This window comes from Sphingopyxis sp., from assembly GCF_016793825.1.
Classification (GTDB): domain Bacteria; phylum Pseudomonadota; class Alphaproteobacteria; order Sphingomonadales; family Sphingomonadaceae; genus Sphingopyxis.
On sequence record NZ_JAEULM010000052.1, the window covers coordinates 92618 to 106928 of the forward strand.

Below are 14311 nucleotides of genomic sequence, written 5' to 3' on the forward strand. Positions count from 1 at the left end.
GGCGCGCGGCGCTGCGCGTCAGGGGGCGCTACCCACGACCAGCATCGCCGCGAACACCAGCAACCCCGCGAAGCGGTTGCTGCGGAATTTCGCGAGCGCGTCGGCCCCGTTGGAGAGGTCGAGCGTCACCACCTGTCCGGTCAGGTGCAGGGCCGCCGGGATCAAGGCCACGAGGACCAGCGGATCGGGCCGCACGCACCACAGCGATCCCGCCCAGCAGGCGCAGGCCGCGGCATAGCAGAAACCGACGCCGCCCTTCACATGCGTACCCATCGCACGCGCGCTCGACCGCACGCCAACAAGGGCGTCATCCTCGATATCCTGAAGCGCATAGATGGTGTCGTACCCGATTACCCACGCGATGCAGCCCGCATAGAGCAGGGGCAGCGCCCAGCCCGCCGTGCCGCCGACCGCGACCCATCCGACCAACGCGCCCCAACTGAACACAAGGCCCAGCCAGGCCTGCGGCCACCAGGTCAACCGCTTCATGAAGGGATAGGCGGCGACGAGAAAAAGGCTGGCCAGCGCGACGATCTGCGCAGGCCAGGGCAATTGCACCAGCACCAGCAACCCGACGAGCGACAGCAGGGCGGTCCACAGCAGCGCGTTTCGGACCGACACGGCGCCGCTGGCAACGGGGCGCGACGCCGTGCGCGCGACCTGCGCGTCGAGGTCGCGATCGACGATGTCATTGTAAACGCAACCCGCTCCGCGCATCGCGATCGCACCAAGGAGGAACCACAGGAATAACGTCCAATGGCTGACCGCCCCGCCGCCGAGCGCCAGGGCAAAAGCGCAGGGCCAGTAGAGGAGCCACCATCCGATCGGCCGATCGAAGCGCGCGAGCAGCGCATATGGCCGCGCGCCCACGGGGAGAACGGTCAGAAAGCCCTGAAACTGGCTGTCGGGCGAGTGCATCGCGGTCATGGTCCCGCGCGATAGCAGCCGGCAGGCCGCCAATAAATGCCCGATCGCCTTAAATCTTTTCCCGACGCCTCAGGCGCAGGACGAGGCGGTCACCGACGGCGAGGGATTATAGACGCCGTTACCGTCGGGTCCCTGAAGATCGCGGCCCTCGCGAATCGTGAACGCCGCTTCGCTGCGGATCTGCCGTGGCCCCAGCCAGTTGCCATAAGCGACGGGCTGATATTGATAGGTGACCTCGACGAACATGATCGCCGTGCCGGCGATCGCCTTCACGCGATTGTTCGATGGCCCCATGCCCGGAAAGGCGGTTCCGGTCTTGCCGGTTCCTTGCGTGCCATAGCTCGAAGCAAGCTTCAGATCGCCATAGCAGCGCTGCCACTTGATCGTCTGGCCGCCATCGGCATTGACCTCGAGGCTCGACAGGATGATCCGGCCGTTCTTCTTGAAATTGAGGCCGGTCGCCTGCGTTTCGGCGCCGGCGAAGACGTCGTTGATGTCGACTTCGCGGACGCGCGGCAGCGACAGGTTGCTGCCGAACGCGATACGCGACGCATTGTCGGCCGTGTTGAGGCCGATCTGGCTGATGCGCGTATTGACCAGCGTCAGGTTCGACATCTCGATACCGCCAAAGCCGATCAGGACGAGCAGCGGGACACAGAAGGCCATTTCGACCATCACGGTCGCGCGATTGTCGCGCAGCAGGCGCGTACGGCGCATCGCGCGGCGGCCGGCTATTTTGGTCTGGCGGAAGAGCGGGCTCACGTGCATATCACCTTACTCGTCGCTGTGTTGGTCGTGTACGGCTGGTTGCGCAGCACGGTGGTCGAAACCAGCGTCTTTTCCTGCGGTTGTCCAAGCATGCGCCACACGGGAAGAATGCGATTATATTTCATCGTCGCGACATAGACGACGACATCGTCGGCGCTGCCGTTACCGCTGGTGCCGCGATCGGCGTCCCAATTGCCGTTGCCGTTCATGTCTTCGAAGCATTCGCCACTGTCATAGCGGTTGTTGCTGTTCTTGTCGGTGAAGGGCTCCGGCTTGCCGACTTCGGAAAAACTCTCGTAGGATTTGCGCGAGAAGTTCACCTGCGCGTTGCTGAAAACGGTCTTCACCTTCGCGCGCACCTGGGCATCGAGCGAAGAGGGATCGTTGACATAGCCTTCGAGCGTCGACGAGCGTGCCGCCTTGTTCACCGCGCCCTGCAGCACCTGCTGCCCATAGAGCTGCCAGCAATAATCGATGCCGCCAAGCGCGAGCAGCAGGAAGAGCGGAGCCGCCAGCGCGAACTCCATGAAGGCCGTGCCACGCTGGTCGCGTGCGAGGCGGCGGACGAAGAAGGGCCGGCGGATCATTGCGACAACCTCAGGCGCGAAATTTGCCGGGCGATGGCCTGGAAATTCTCCTTGAGCTGCGCCGCATTGGCGGCCTGATACGCCTTGCCCGGCGTCGCGCAGGTCGTGAGCTGCGTGTTGAGCGCCGTGCCGAAGCCGACCACCCAGACGGTGATATTCTTCGACTTCGCCTTTTCGCAGAGCTGGAGGAAGCGATTGTTATGGCGCGCGGTCAGGTCGCTGTCGCTTGTCCCGCCGACCCGCTTCATCGTCCACTCATAGCCCTGGAAGGTCAGGTTGCCCATATTCGCCGACATGTCGCCGTCGGTCATGAACACGATGTGCCGACCGATTGGACGGCCATTCGGCGCGGTCGCATTTTCGTCCGCAAACATACCGTCGGGAGACAGCAGGCGGATGCCCCACACCATACCCGAATCGTGATAGGTACCGCCGACCGCCGCCAGCGAGCTGACATAGCTGTCGAACGTGCCGCGATCGGTCTTCGTCATGGTGGTCAGCTTCATGGCCGGCACCGGACAGACGCCCCAACCGTTGCTCCAATATTTCGAATAGCGCTGCCAGCTGCCGTTCGAACCGGCATTGTCGCGTGTGACGTCGTTGTAGTTGACCACGCGCGGGTTGGTGGTGGGCGACGGGGGCGTGCCGCCCGGACCGCTCGCCCGCGGGAAGGCGACTTCCGGAATCAGCAGTTTCCACTTGGTCTTGTCGTCGCTCGTCGGCGCGGTATCGACGTCCATGTCCAGCGCGGTCGAGGGAGCCGCCGCGTTAGAGGCAAAGGCGGTCGTGTTGCGTTCGATCACGCAACCGCCCCAATTGGCGCTGAAGGCCGTGCCGCCATCACCTGTCAGCGTATCGAGCGCCGTCCCGGCCTTGGCCGAGGTGACGTCGAAAGTCTGGTCCTGATAGGTATAGTTCTGAACCCGGTCCTCGGTCACGGTTTTCGGCGTCGTCTGCGTATACTGCATCGTGCGACGCCGCTCCCTGCACGTGCCGGAAGGGCTGCCAGCCACCCAATAATAGCTGTAGTTGAAATAGCGATAATTCTGGGTCGTATCCGACGTCGTAACGCGATCGCCCGTGGCGTCGATATACTGGCCGGTCTGCGTCGTTGACGAACCCCCCGACGTCGTTGCCGACGAATTGGCCTGCGGCGTAGTCGCAGGACAGGTCGTGCTGTTCTTGCCGGAAATCGTGTTGCCGGTGTCCGACCATTCGGGCGAGGACACGACCGTTGCCGGGCCATTTGACGCCGTGCCAGTGTTTGTCTGCGGGTTGGTCCAGGTGACCGCGCCGCCGGTACGCGACGGCAGCGTCGTCGTGTTCGACAGCCAGTCCGGATTCTTGTCGTACAGGATCTTGCCGACATTCGCGGTCGAGCTGTACGGCACCACGCCGAAACGCAGGCGGCCATCGCCGAGGTCGGCGGTGGTCAGCGTATCGAAAAAGTCCATCGTCGCGTTTTTCAGCGCCGTCATGCGATCGACCGAGTCGCCCGAATTGACCGTCGTCATCGACCCGGTGACGTCGAGGACCATCATCACATCGGTGTTCGAGATTTCGAGCTTCGCAGTGCAATTCACCGTCAGATCGAAGCCGTCGAACGCGAACACGCGCATGACCGTGGTCGGCAGGTGCGCCGTCGCGGTGCCGTTGACGTTGGCGGTACCCTGCGCAACGGTGTCGAAGGTGACACCCGTGCTGCCATAGGCTGTGGACGAATAGTTGACGGCGAACATCTTGCTCGCTTCGGCCTTCGCGGCGGCGTTATAGGTTCCCCCGGCCATCGCGCGGCGACCGGCAAGCGTGCCCGCGTCGCAAGCCTGCTGCAGCCGGATCTGCGCCATATAGGCGCGCCCGATGTCGATACCCGAACCCGCGAAGCCGATGATCGGCAGAATCATGGCCGCGGTCAGCATCATGGCATTGCCGCGCTGATCGCGTATCAGGTTCGAGGTGCCGGCCCTGAGGCGGCTGATAAAGGTCCCTCGCATGGTCTAAACCCCTCTTGGCCACGACCCGCTACCCACCCAGATGCGTGTCCGGCATCGTTGCACCTAGGGGAGGAGTGCTTACCAAATTGCTAATCGCCCCCCGCGCCATCCGCGGTTTTCCGCCAGTTTTGACCCGTATCGGGACAAAATGGCCCATATCGAGGCGATAGATGCGCAAGAAATCACCTTCTGCTATCGGCAGGTCATGCCCGCGACACCAGCCTGGCCCCCTGCCAGCACGCCCCGCCTTTTCGTCGACCAACCCCTGGGCCCCGACTCGACCCCCGTGGTCGACGGGCCGGTGGCGCATTATCTGCTCCACGTCATGCGGCTGAAGGCCGGGGACCCGCTGCTGCTGTTCGATAACCGCAGCGGCGAGTGGCTAGGGGTCATCGCCGATACCGGAAAGAGGGCAGCGACGATCCGGATCGATCGCCAGATGCGGCCGATCGAACAGGTGCCCGACCTGTGGCTGTGCTTCGCGCCGGTCAAAAAGGCGCGGCTCGACTGGATCATCGAAAAGGCGACCGAACTCGGCGTACGCCGCCTTCAGCCGGTAATCACCGAGCGCACGATCGTCGAGCGGGTAAAGCAGGAGCGGCTGTCCGCGCAGATCGTCGAGGCCTGCGAACAATGCGGCCGCACGGCGATTCCCGAACTGGCCGAACCGATCAAACTGCCGCATCTTTTGCAGAACTGGCCCGGGGAGCGAACCTTGCTGTTCGCCGACGAGGAAGGCGGCCTGCCGATGGCGTCGGTCGCAGCACCCGCCCCGGCGGCGATCCTGACCGGTCCCGAAGGCGGCTTTACCGCGCGCGAACGTGAACTGCTGCTGGCGACGCCCGCCGTGCGCCGCATCGCTCTCGGCCCGCGCATCCTGCGCGCGGAAACCGCTGCGATCGCGGCGATCAGCCTGTGGATGGCGCAGCAAGGCGACTGGCGCGATTGAGCGCGGGGCGGACGCAGGCGATGATCCGCCCCGCATCCAACCTGTCTCATTTCAGGACAAAATTACTGCCAGACTGGCAGCTTTTAACTCCATATTAGTCATATTGCTCCCAGAGCGGGGGCATGCAACGGCGGGACCAGAGCCGAGATCGCTGGCGTGGGGGCCAGCGAACGCTGCCAGGACGAGCATTGACCCTGCTCGTCTGGCTGGCGCTGGCGCTCGCCGTTGCACCCGCCCGGGCACAGACCTCCACAACCTATGCCAATACGACGACCGGGACGATCAGCGACACCGCGACGCCGTGCACCAGCCCGCTTGTGCGCAGTTTCACCGTCGCCGCCAATGCCCAGGTCAGCGACGTCAACATCGGCGTCCAGCTTACCCACACTTATCGCGGCGATCTTCGCGCGACGCTGACGTCGCCCAGCGGAACGGTCGTCAATCTGATCACCAATGTCGGCACGTCGGCGGACAATCTGAACGTGCTGTTCGACGACAGCGCGCCGACGAACATTTCGACGCATACGACGAACGACACCACGACCGCCGCGCCGCCTTATCAAAGGACCTTCCAGCCCGAAGGATCGCTTGCGGGCTTCAACGGACAGGGGTCGGCGGGAACCTGGCAGCTATCGATCTGCGATTCGCTCAGCGGCGACAGCGGCGCCTTCGCCCGCGCTCACCTGTATCTGACGACCGTGCCGCTTTCGCCCTATGCCGACCTGTCGCTGTCGAAATCGGTGAGCAATGCGGCCCCGGCCTTCGGCGCCAATATTACCTATACGCTGAGCGTCACCAATGCGGGGACGTCGACGCTGACGGCCAACGGGGTCACGGTACAGGATACGCTGCCGGCAGGATTCAGCTTCGCGTCGGCTTCGGGCTTCGGGAGCTATAACAGCGCCACCGGCGTCTGGAGTGTCGGGAGCATTCCGCCTGGCACGACGCGAACCCTGACGATCGGCGGCACCGTTGCCGCGACCTCCGGCGCGACGGTGACCAATGTCGCCGAGGTCAGCGCCTCCTCCGCCTTCGACTTCGATTCCACACCGGGCAACGGCGCGGCGGGCGAAGACGATTATGCATCCGCGAGTTTCACCGTGTCGGGAACGCGCACCGCCGGAACGCCACCGACGCTGATCTGTTCGGCGGGAACGACTCTCCACGACTGGGACACCGTCTCCTGGTCTGCCGGCACGACCAGCGGCAGCGCGGCGCTGACCGCGATCGGCAATACCGGTTTCAACATCGCGATCAGCGGTGGGGCCTTCCTGAGCAACGCGACCTATGGGGGCCAGTCCCCGACCCGCCAGAATGTCGTCAACGGTGGCATGACCGGCCAATATTCGATCTTCGAACTGGTCGACTTCACCAGCCAGGCCGGGACCGTCACGTCGACGATCACGCTGCCGACCGCGGTGCCCGGCGCGCAATTCCGTCTGTTCGACATCGATTATGCCTCCGGCCAGTTCGCCGATCGTGTGACGGTGACCGGAACCTATAACGGCGCGCCCGTCTATCCGGTGCTGACCAACGGCGTCGCCAATTATGTCGTCGGCAACAGCGCGTATGGCGATGTGTTGTCGGCCGACACCAGCGCCGACGGAACGGTGGTCGTTACCTTCAGTTCGCCGATCGACAGCATCGTCATCGAATATGGCAGTCACGCCCTGGCGCCCGCCAATCCGGGGCAACAGGGTATGGCGATCCACGACATCAGCTTTTGCCGCCCGGTGGCGAATCTGCTGATCGCGAAGGCAAGCAGCGTCGTGAGCGACCCGATCAACGGCGCCGCCAACCCCAAGGCCATTCCCGGCGCGACGGTGCGCTATTGCCTGCTTGTCACCAACAACGGCAGCGCGACGACGACGAACATCATCGTCTCCGACCCGCTCCCCGCAACGACGACGTTCGTTGCAGGCTCGTTGCGTAGCGGCACGACCTGCACCGGCGCCACGACGGTCGAGGACGACGATGCGGTGGGTGCCGACGAAAGCGATCCTTTCGGTGCATCGCGCGCCGGCACGACCATTTCGGCCGGCGCCGCAACGCTGGCCCCGGCCAGTGCGATGGCCATCGTGTTCGACGTGACGGTGAACTGACGAGCCGATTCCTCCGTGGCGGCGCGGCGTTCGCCGAAATGCACGTTCATGGTTCCGGCACCTGCCGCGCGAATATGGGTATGGTGCCGGGACAAGGCTGCGCGATCGACCGGCACGCGGGTGGAATCGCGGTATCAAACAGCCGATTGCATTTTCCACCGGTCCTTTTAAGGGCGCGGAATGAGCACGCGGACGACCTCAGATCAGAACGATCCCTTCATCGAAAGCCGCGACCAGCTCGCGGTACCCATGGCGAAGGGCGAAAAGCCCAAGGATCGGTGGCGGATCGGGACCGAGCACGAGAAATTCGTCTACCGCACCGCCGATCACCGCGCGCCCTCCTATGACGAACCAGGCGGCATCCGCGACCTGCTGATGGCGCTGACCCGCTATGGCTGGGAACCGGTCTATGAGGGCGGCCATGTCATCGCGCTGTCCGGCAGCGACGGCGCGATCAGCCTCGAACCGGCCGGGCAGCTCGAACTGTCAGGCGCACCGCTGGAAAATCTCCACCAGACCTGCGCCGAGACCGGCCGCCACCTGAAGCAGGTCAAGGAAGTGGGCGCCGAACTCGGACTCGGCTTCCTCGGTCTCGGCATGTGGCCCGACAAGACGCGCGACGACCTGCCGCGCATGCCCAAGGGACGCTACAAGATCATGCTCGACCATATGCCGCGCGTCGGCACCATGGGTCTCGACATGATGCTGCGCACCTGCACCATCCAGACCAACCTCGACTATGCGAGCGAGGCCGACATGGTGCAGAAGTTCCGCGTTTCGCTGGCGCTTCAGCCGCTCGCCACCGCACTCTTCGCCGCTTCGCCCTTTACCGAGGGCAAACCCAACGGCTTCATGTCGTATCGCAGCCACATCTGGACCGACACCGATCCCGCCCGCACCGGCATGCTGCCGTTCGTGTTCGAGGACGGGTTCGGATACGACCGCTATGTCGACTATATGCTCGACGTGCCGATGTATTTCGTCTTCCGCGACGGGAAATATATCGACGCGGCGGGGCAGAGCTTTCGCGACTTCCTGAAAGGTCGGTTGCCCGCGCTGCCGGGCGAATTGCCGCGCCTGTCGGACTGGAACGACCATCTGTCGACCGCCTTTCCCGAAGTCCGCCTCAAGAGTTTCCTCGAAATGCGCGGGGCGGACGGCGGCCCGTGGAACCGCATCTGCGCGCTGCCGGCGCTCTGGGTCGGCCTGCTCTACGATCAGGGGGCACTCGATGCCGCCTGGGACCTCGTCAAGGACTGGAGCATCGAGGAGCAGCAAGCGCTGCGCGACGCCGTGCCGAGCGAGGGGCTCGACGCCCCCGCGCCCGGCGGCGGCTCCGTCGGCGACCTCGCGCATCGCGTTCTCGACATTGCCGCGGCCGGCCTTGCGGCGCGCGGCGAGGTCAATTCGATGGGCGACAACGAGGTCGGCTTCCTCGAACCGCTGCGGCGGATCGCCGCCAGCGGGAAGTCCCCCGCGCACGATCTGCTCGATCGCTATGAAGGGCCGTGGGACCACGACCTTTCCAAAATCTACGACGAGTTGAGCTTCTGAACGCGCGCTTCCCCTCCCGCTTGCGCGAGGGGGAGAAAACTAAGCCACCGGTCCCACGCGCGGATCGGGATCGAGGCGGATCAGCGGGCGCGTCCGTCCGCCCAGCTTTGCGAAGAGGCGCGGCACCGGCGCGTGCGCCTGTGCCCAGGCCCAGTATCGCGCATAGGCCGGATCGGCGAGGAGGTGCTTCTCCTCGGTCTTTGCCCGCCAGTAATAGATGCCGCTGACCGCTGCGAGCAACAGCGTGTTGCGCACCGCCTCGATCGCGCCGCCTGCGGTCACGAGGAAAGGCAGCGAAGCGACCCACCAGCTCAGATTCTTCGACACATAGGCCGGATGGCGCGTGAAGGCGTAAGGGCCGTGCGTGATCACGCCGCGGTGCGTCAGGTTGGAAAAGCGGATGCCGAACGCCATCGTTGCCCAAGCGTAAACGGCCACGAGCGCAAACAGCACGATTGCCCAGACCGTCATCAGCCCGTCGTGGCCTTCCAGCCAATAGCCCCAGTCGGCGCCATGCACCTGATAGTCGAGCGGTCCGCCGTTCATCAGGATGAAGGGCGGATAGCAGGCAAGCGCCGCAATCCAGCCCATGAAATAGGGGTTTGCCGTCCGGATGTGCGAATCGAGCGGCTTCATCGTCAGGATATAGCCCACCGTCGCGATATGGACGTCGACGAGGTACAGGACGTTGATCGTCCATATGCCCGTCATATAGGGGTTGGCGAGTACCTCGCTCATCTCGACCGACACCAGCGACGCGAAATTGCCCGGCACGATCGACAGCATGAACGCGGTGAAGAATCCCTTGACCGCCCATGCGCGGAAATGATGGGCGATGGCGCGGCCATCGACCGGCTGGCCCGGCGACAACATCCAGCGGCCGAACTGGTAACAGCCGTCGCGCGGCTCGACCATGCGGCGATCGAGCCACACCATGTAGGGGATCGAGACAAGCAGCAGCCACGGCGCCGCACGCTCGAGCAGGTCCATCGAAAAGGCGTAATTGCCTTCCCAATAATAGCGCATCGTCGCGTAAAACCCGGCGATCAACGCCCATGTCGCCCACAGGCCGGCAAGTTTGGTCAGGCTGATGTCGATCGTCTCGCGCCACGGGCGGCGCTGCGCCCAGTCGATACCGGTCGAAGGATTGCGATGCACCTTGTCGACCAGAACCGACCACAGCACCATCGGGATACCGCAGGCCAGCACGCTGGCGATGGCCGAATTGGGGCCATCCATCCGGCCGCGCTGTCCCCAGTCGATCCCCAGGAAGGCCGCGATCTCGGGTGCATGACGCGCCACGAGAAGATAGCTCATCAGCCCGAGCAGGCCGACCACTCCAACCCCGGCGCTGACCGCGGACCGCGGCCGCAGCGCATTTTCGCCGACCGGGCCGTCCACGATGTTCGTACCTTCGGCTGGGGAGATTCTGGGCATATGGGTCACCACCTTCCCCTAGCCCGAAATGGTAAGCAAGCCGTCAATGTTAACGGGTGAGTCGCGCCCTGAAATTCTCCCAAAATGACACCTTTCATCCCCCATGACACCGTTCACCGCGAGTCATGTTCGACTCGGCGCGAGTCGCGGTGCAAAGATTCGCAAGGGGTCGGCCGGCCTGATAAGGGCGCCATCAAGTCGGGGCGGAGGGCTCCACAGAACAACAAGATGGGGTCGCCACTTGTCTTCGAAAGCAACGGGCCTGCGCAATTTGCGCCAGCGCATTTCTGCGCTGTTTCAGGACCATGAAATCTTCATCCGTACGCACGGAAACGTGCGCTTCCTCCGTATTTCGGCGGTCTGGCAAAAGCGCGTGGCGCTGATCGTCGGGGCTGTGCTGCTCGTCTGGGCGGGCATCACGCTCGCGATTCTCGCGAACCAGCTCTTGACCTCGGGCGAACGCGCCGAAGTCGCCGCAAAGCAGGCCGCCGCCGCCGCCGCCGAGGCTCGCATCGCCAAATATCGCGATCGGGTCGCCGAAACCGCGGCCGATCTTGAAGAACGGCAGGATCAGCTCGACGAATGGTCGGACGCCCATTTCGGCGTCGAGCCCGCTGCCGCGACCCCCGACGACAACGGCGCGGCGAAGCCTGAACCCGCCGCGCTCGAAACAAGCGCCATCGATCCGACGCTGCCGCCCGAAGCCCAGGCACTCGCCCGCATCGAAAAGCGGCAGGAAGCTTTTGCTGCCCGCCTGCTGGCCGCCGTCAATGCGCGCGCGGCCAAGGCCGAAGTTGCGGTCGCGCAGCTTGGGCTCGATCCCAAATCGCTCGTCCGCAACGCGGCGACCGGTCGCGGTGGTCCGTTCATCCCCTACCGCGGCAAGATGGGCAAGGTGAACGCCCTGGGGCCGTCCTTTGCGGCACTGGAAGGCGCGCTGTTCCGCATGGAAGTGCTCGAACGCACGCTCGTCGCCGTCCCCTCGGGCAAGCCCGCCGACGTGCTGATGCTCTCGTCGAGCTTCGGCTATCGCAGCGATCCGTTCACCGGCGCGGGCGCGATGCACGCGGGCATCGACTTCCCCGGGCCGCTCGGCACCCCGATCGTCGCCGCGGCTCCCGGGCGGGTCGTGTTCGTCGGGCAGAAGTCGGGATATGGCAATGTCGTCGAGGTCGATCATGGCCAGGGCATCCTGACCCGCTATGCCCATTTGTCCGGATTCAACACCGTGGTCGGCAGCCAGGTCGCCGCCGGCCAGCAGATCGCCAAGATGGGCTCGACCGGTCGTTCGACCGGCAGTCATCTCCATTTCGAAGTTCGTTTGAACGGTGTCGCGGTCAATCCGCGCCGTTTCCTGGAGGCCAAAGCCGATGTTCTCGAAGTCAAAGACGACGCCCGACAGCGAGTCGGCGCCCTCGCTGCCAGCAGTGCCCGCTAAGATGGCAACCGGCGCGCGCCACACGACCTTCTCGGTCCTCGGATCGGATGTCGTCATCACGGGCAACGTCTCGGCAAGCGTCGACCTGCATGTCGACGGCAAAATCGACGGCGACCTGAAATGCGCGAACCTTGTCCAGGGCGAAGCGAGCGAAATCAAAGGGGCCGTCATCGCGGAGACCGCAAAGATCGCGGGCCTCCTCGACGGTTCGATCGAAGCGAAGACGCTGATCGTCCATGCGACCGCACGGATCACCGGGGACGTGATCTACGAAGCCATCACGATCGAGAATGGCGGCAAGGTCGACGGCAAGCTGTCGCACCGTCGCCACGGCGCGGTGAAGTCGCCGCCGCCGCTCGAAGTCGTCGAGAACAAGTCGCTCGGCCTCTGAACCGGGCCGACGCCGATGTCAGCTCGATAAGGCCGCTTCGCAACCGGCCGGATCGTCGCCCGGCGGACCGTTGACGCAGCGCTGCACCACGACGCAATCGCGGCCGGCGCGTTTCGCGTCGTACAGCGCTTCGTCAGCCAGCCGGTAAAGCTGCTGGAAATCGCTGGCGGGCCGCACCTCGGCGACGCCGACGCTGGCGGTGACCGTTCCCTCGCCAATCACCAGACGATGATCGCACGCCGCGATGCCGCGCCGGACGCTCTCGGCAAAGCGGGCGAGGACGATGCCTTCCATCCCGACGGTCAGCAGCCCGAATTCCTCGCCGCCCAGCCGCGCGACCGTGCACATCGGCCCTTCCCACCGTTCGATGCGCCGCGCGACCTCGCACAGCACTGCATCGCCGGCATCATGGCCGTGGACGTCGTTGATCGACTTGAACCGGTCGATATCGACAAGTAGCAGCGCCGCCGACAGGTCGTCGGCATGGGCACGGCCAAGCAGTGGCGTCACGCTTTCGACGAAGCCACGCCGGTTGAGCAGCCCGGTCAGCGGATCGCGCCGCGCAAGCTGCTGCGCAAATGCTTCGGCGGCGCGCGCGCTGTCACGCTCGATCCGCAACCGGGCGAGCCTCCGCGTCGCCGACGCCGAAAGCCAGAGCGCCTGCCAGGTCGCGGCAAGCAGCACCATGATCTGCGACCCGCCGCCCCACAGGCTGTCGTCGACGTTGACGACATGGATCAGGGCCAGAACAGCCATCGGCAGCCCCCAGGCCGCCAGGAAGTCGCGCGCTTCGACCGATCCGCGTCGCCAGGCCCAGCCCAGATAGGCGGCGACGGCGACCAGGTCGGCGAGGACGATCAGGCCCAGCATATCGGCCCATTGGGGCAGGCTTTCGCTGCGGACCAGCGCCAGCGGCACCCCGATGACCGCGACGAAAGCACCGAGCAGAAGCGCCGCCACACGCAGCCGCCGCGAGACGAGGCCGGGCTCGACGGCCAGGGTCGCGCTGGCGGTCGCGATCGCAATCGCAATGCAGGCCAGAAAGGTCGCGATCTGCGACGACACCGTCCCCGCAAGCGAGGGCAGCAGGCCAAGATGCGCCTGCGACCAGATCCCGCCCCACAGCAGCATCGTTGCCGACCAGGCCGCCTGCCAGGCAAGATATTGGCGCCGCACCGCGACCGCAAGCGACAGGCTGTAGATGCCGCTGACAAGCAACAGCGTCAGCGCGGCACCGATCGCGACCGCCATTCCGGTCGACTGGACGACCGCGTCGGTTTTCGGGATCAGCCGCGCGCGGAGCAACCCCACGCTCGCAAGGCGATCGAACCGCATCGTCACCGCCGTCAGCGGCACCGTCCGTTCGGGTGCCTCGAACAGGATCTGCCCGCCGGCGCGCCAGTGCGATCCATAATCCCCCTGCCGCACCTGCTGCCAGCGCACCTGTCCATCGGCGTAGGTGAAGGCGACGGCCAGACGATCGAAGCGCGACTGATGGACCATCAGCACAAAATCATTGCGCCATGAAGCCAGATGATCGGCATCGGTGCGAAGCCACAGGCTGCGATCATGATAGCCCGAAGGCGTGCCGGTACAGGAAAAGGCGATTGCCGGAAGGCTTGAATCGGGCGCCTGCACGTCGCCTTCCGCGTGGCACAGGCCGCGATCGACCTTGAGCGCTTCGGCGTGGACGGGCGCCGCCGACAGCGCGAACACGAACGCCATCAGGCCAAGCGTCAGCCGGCCGAACAGGTCCATCAGATGATCGCGCCCCGCAGTCATGATCATCCCATCGCACCAATATCTTGGAAAATCTTTACCACCGACAGACTTTCCCTTCGCGTGCCGGGTCCGCCCGCTCGGCGTCGTTCGGGCGGCCGACCCGCAATCGGACCGCGACCCGGTCGCCCAGACCGATGGCCTCGGCCGTTTGCACGACGCGCTTCACGGGCAGCAGATATCGCCCATCGCGCGGAAAGAGCGAGGTGGCAAAGCCGGTCGCGCCAATCCGGGCGACCACCGGCACGACGCCCCAACCATAGCTTTCCGACAGCGCCGCATAGCGGATGGTGGCGATATGGTCGTCGGGGATGACGGCAAAGACATAGGGCGCGGGTCCGCGCCATTCGATGATCTCCGCCTCGAACACGATATCGTCCATGAC

12 protein-coding genes are annotated in these 14311 nt (G+C 65.0%); 5 read left to right on the forward strand and 7 right to left on the reverse strand.

Annotation, left to right across the window (positions count from 1 at the left end; all coding sequences use genetic code 11):
- Positions 1-18: 18 nt before the first annotated feature.
- The 4 genes from ubiA to JNM03_RS18535 form a co-directional block, all read right to left on the reverse strand.
- On the reverse strand, positions 19-927 hold the full coding sequence (ubiA, locus tag JNM03_RS18520) for a 4-hydroxybenzoate octaprenyltransferase (protein WP_294038943.1): 909 nt from the start codon (positions 925-927) through the stop codon (positions 19-21).
- A gap of 69 nt (positions 928-996) precedes the next feature.
- The gene (locus tag JNM03_RS18525; protein ID WP_294038944.1) at positions 997-1689 is read right to left on the reverse strand and encodes a hypothetical protein; all 693 of its coding nucleotides are present in this window, start codon (positions 1687-1689) and stop codon (positions 997-999) included.
- A complete protein-coding gene (locus JNM03_RS18530; protein ID WP_294038946.1) occupies positions 1686-2282 on the reverse strand; it encodes a TadE/TadG family type IV pilus assembly protein in 597 nt (198 codons plus the stop codon). Before JNM03_RS18530 ends, JNM03_RS18525 begins: the two co-directional genes overlap by 4 nt.
- On the reverse strand, positions 2279-4276 hold the full coding sequence (locus tag JNM03_RS18535) for a pilus assembly protein TadG-related protein (RefSeq protein ID WP_294038947.1): 1998 nt from the start codon (positions 4274-4276) through the stop codon (positions 2279-2281). Before JNM03_RS18535 ends, JNM03_RS18530 begins: the two co-directional genes overlap by 4 nt.
- Positions 4277-4481: 205 nt before the next feature.
- Between JNM03_RS18535 and JNM03_RS18540 the strand changes: the two genes are divergently transcribed.
- The 3 genes from JNM03_RS18540 to JNM03_RS18550 all read left to right on the forward strand — a co-directional run bounded on the left by JNM03_RS18540 (position 4482) and on the right by JNM03_RS18550 (position 8881).
- Positions 4482-5225, forward strand: a complete 744-nt coding sequence (locus JNM03_RS18540; protein WP_294039074.1) for a 16S rRNA (uracil(1498)-N(3))-methyltransferase — start codon at positions 4482-4484, stop codon at positions 5223-5225.
- 188 nt (positions 5226-5413) lie between these two features.
- Positions 5414-7327: a proprotein convertase P-domain-containing protein gene (locus tag JNM03_RS18545; RefSeq protein ID WP_294038949.1), complete on the forward strand. Its 1914-nt coding sequence runs from the start codon at positions 5414-5416 to the stop codon at positions 7325-7327.
- Between the two features lie 180 nt (positions 7328-7507).
- Positions 7508-8881: a glutamate--cysteine ligase gene (locus JNM03_RS18550; RefSeq protein ID WP_294038951.1), complete on the forward strand. Its 1374-nt coding sequence runs from the start codon at positions 7508-7510 to the stop codon at positions 8879-8881.
- A 39-nt stretch (positions 8882-8920) separates the two neighbouring features.
- On the opposite strand, the gene JNM03_RS18555 is transcribed toward JNM03_RS18550, so the two are convergent.
- Complete coding sequence (locus JNM03_RS18555) at positions 8921-10318, reverse strand: isoprenylcysteine carboxylmethyltransferase family protein (protein WP_294038953.1); 1398 nt, start codon at positions 10316-10318, stop codon at positions 8921-8923.
- 241 nt (positions 10319-10559) lie between these two features.
- On the opposite strand from JNM03_RS18555, the gene JNM03_RS18560 reads away from it, so the two are divergent.
- Both JNM03_RS18560 and JNM03_RS18565 read left to right on the forward strand, forming a co-directional pair.
- Positions 10560-11756: a M23 family metallopeptidase gene (locus JNM03_RS18560; protein ID WP_294038955.1), complete on the forward strand. Its 1197-nt coding sequence runs from the start codon at positions 10560-10562 to the stop codon at positions 11754-11756.
- Position 11757: 1 nt separating this feature from the next.
- Complete coding sequence (locus JNM03_RS18565; RefSeq protein ID WP_294039075.1) at positions 11758-12147, forward strand: polymer-forming cytoskeletal protein; 390 nt, start codon at positions 11758-11760, stop codon at positions 12145-12147.
- A gap of 18 nt (positions 12148-12165) precedes the next feature.
- Here JNM03_RS18565 and JNM03_RS18570 read toward each other — a convergent pair whose 3' ends face one another.
- Positions 12166-13929 (reverse strand): GGDEF domain-containing protein, encoded by a 1764-nt coding sequence (locus JNM03_RS18570; protein ID WP_294038957.1) that lies wholly within the window; start codon positions 13927-13929, stop codon positions 12166-12168.
- 34 nt (positions 13930-13963) lie between these two features.
- Positions 13964-14308, reverse strand: a complete 345-nt coding sequence (locus JNM03_RS18575) for a DUF1905 domain-containing protein (RefSeq protein WP_294038958.1) — start codon at positions 14306-14308, stop codon at positions 13964-13966.
- Positions 14309-14311: the final 3 nt, after the last annotated feature.

What these genes read in the sequence shown, in the direction of transcription:
- JNM03_RS18570 (WP_294038957.1), bottom strand. Translation starts at nt 13,929, where the DNA reads ATGACTGCGGGGCGCGATCATCTGATGGACCTGTTCGGCCGGCTGACG.
- JNM03_RS18565 (WP_294039075.1), top strand. Translation starts at nt 11,758, where the DNA reads ATGGCAACCGGCGCGCGCCACACGACCTTCTCGGTCCTCGGATCGGAT.
- JNM03_RS18575 (WP_294038958.1), bottom strand. Translation starts at nt 14,308, where the DNA reads ATGGACGATATCGTGTTCGAGGCGGAGATCATCGAATGGCGCGGACCC.
- ubiA (WP_294038943.1), bottom strand. Translation starts at nt 927, where the DNA reads ATGACCGCGATGCACTCGCCCGACAGCCAGTTTCAGGGCTTTCTGACC.
- JNM03_RS18540 (WP_294039074.1), top strand. Translation starts at nt 4,482, where the DNA reads ATGCCCGCGACACCAGCCTGGCCCCCTGCCAGCACGCCCCGCCTTTTC.
- JNM03_RS18555 (WP_294038953.1), bottom strand. Translation starts at nt 10,318, where the DNA reads ATGCCCAGAATCTCCCCAGCCGAAGGTACGAACATCGTGGACGGCCCG.
- JNM03_RS18550 (WP_294038951.1), top strand. Translation starts at nt 7,508, where the DNA reads ATGAGCACGCGGACGACCTCAGATCAGAACGATCCCTTCATCGAAAGC.
- JNM03_RS18535 (WP_294038947.1), bottom strand. Translation starts at nt 4,276, where the DNA reads ATGCGAGGGACCTTTATCAGCCGCCTCAGGGCCGGCACCTCGAACCTG.
- JNM03_RS18530 (WP_294038946.1), bottom strand. Translation starts at nt 2,282, where the DNA reads ATGATCCGCCGGCCCTTCTTCGTCCGCCGCCTCGCACGCGACCAGCGT.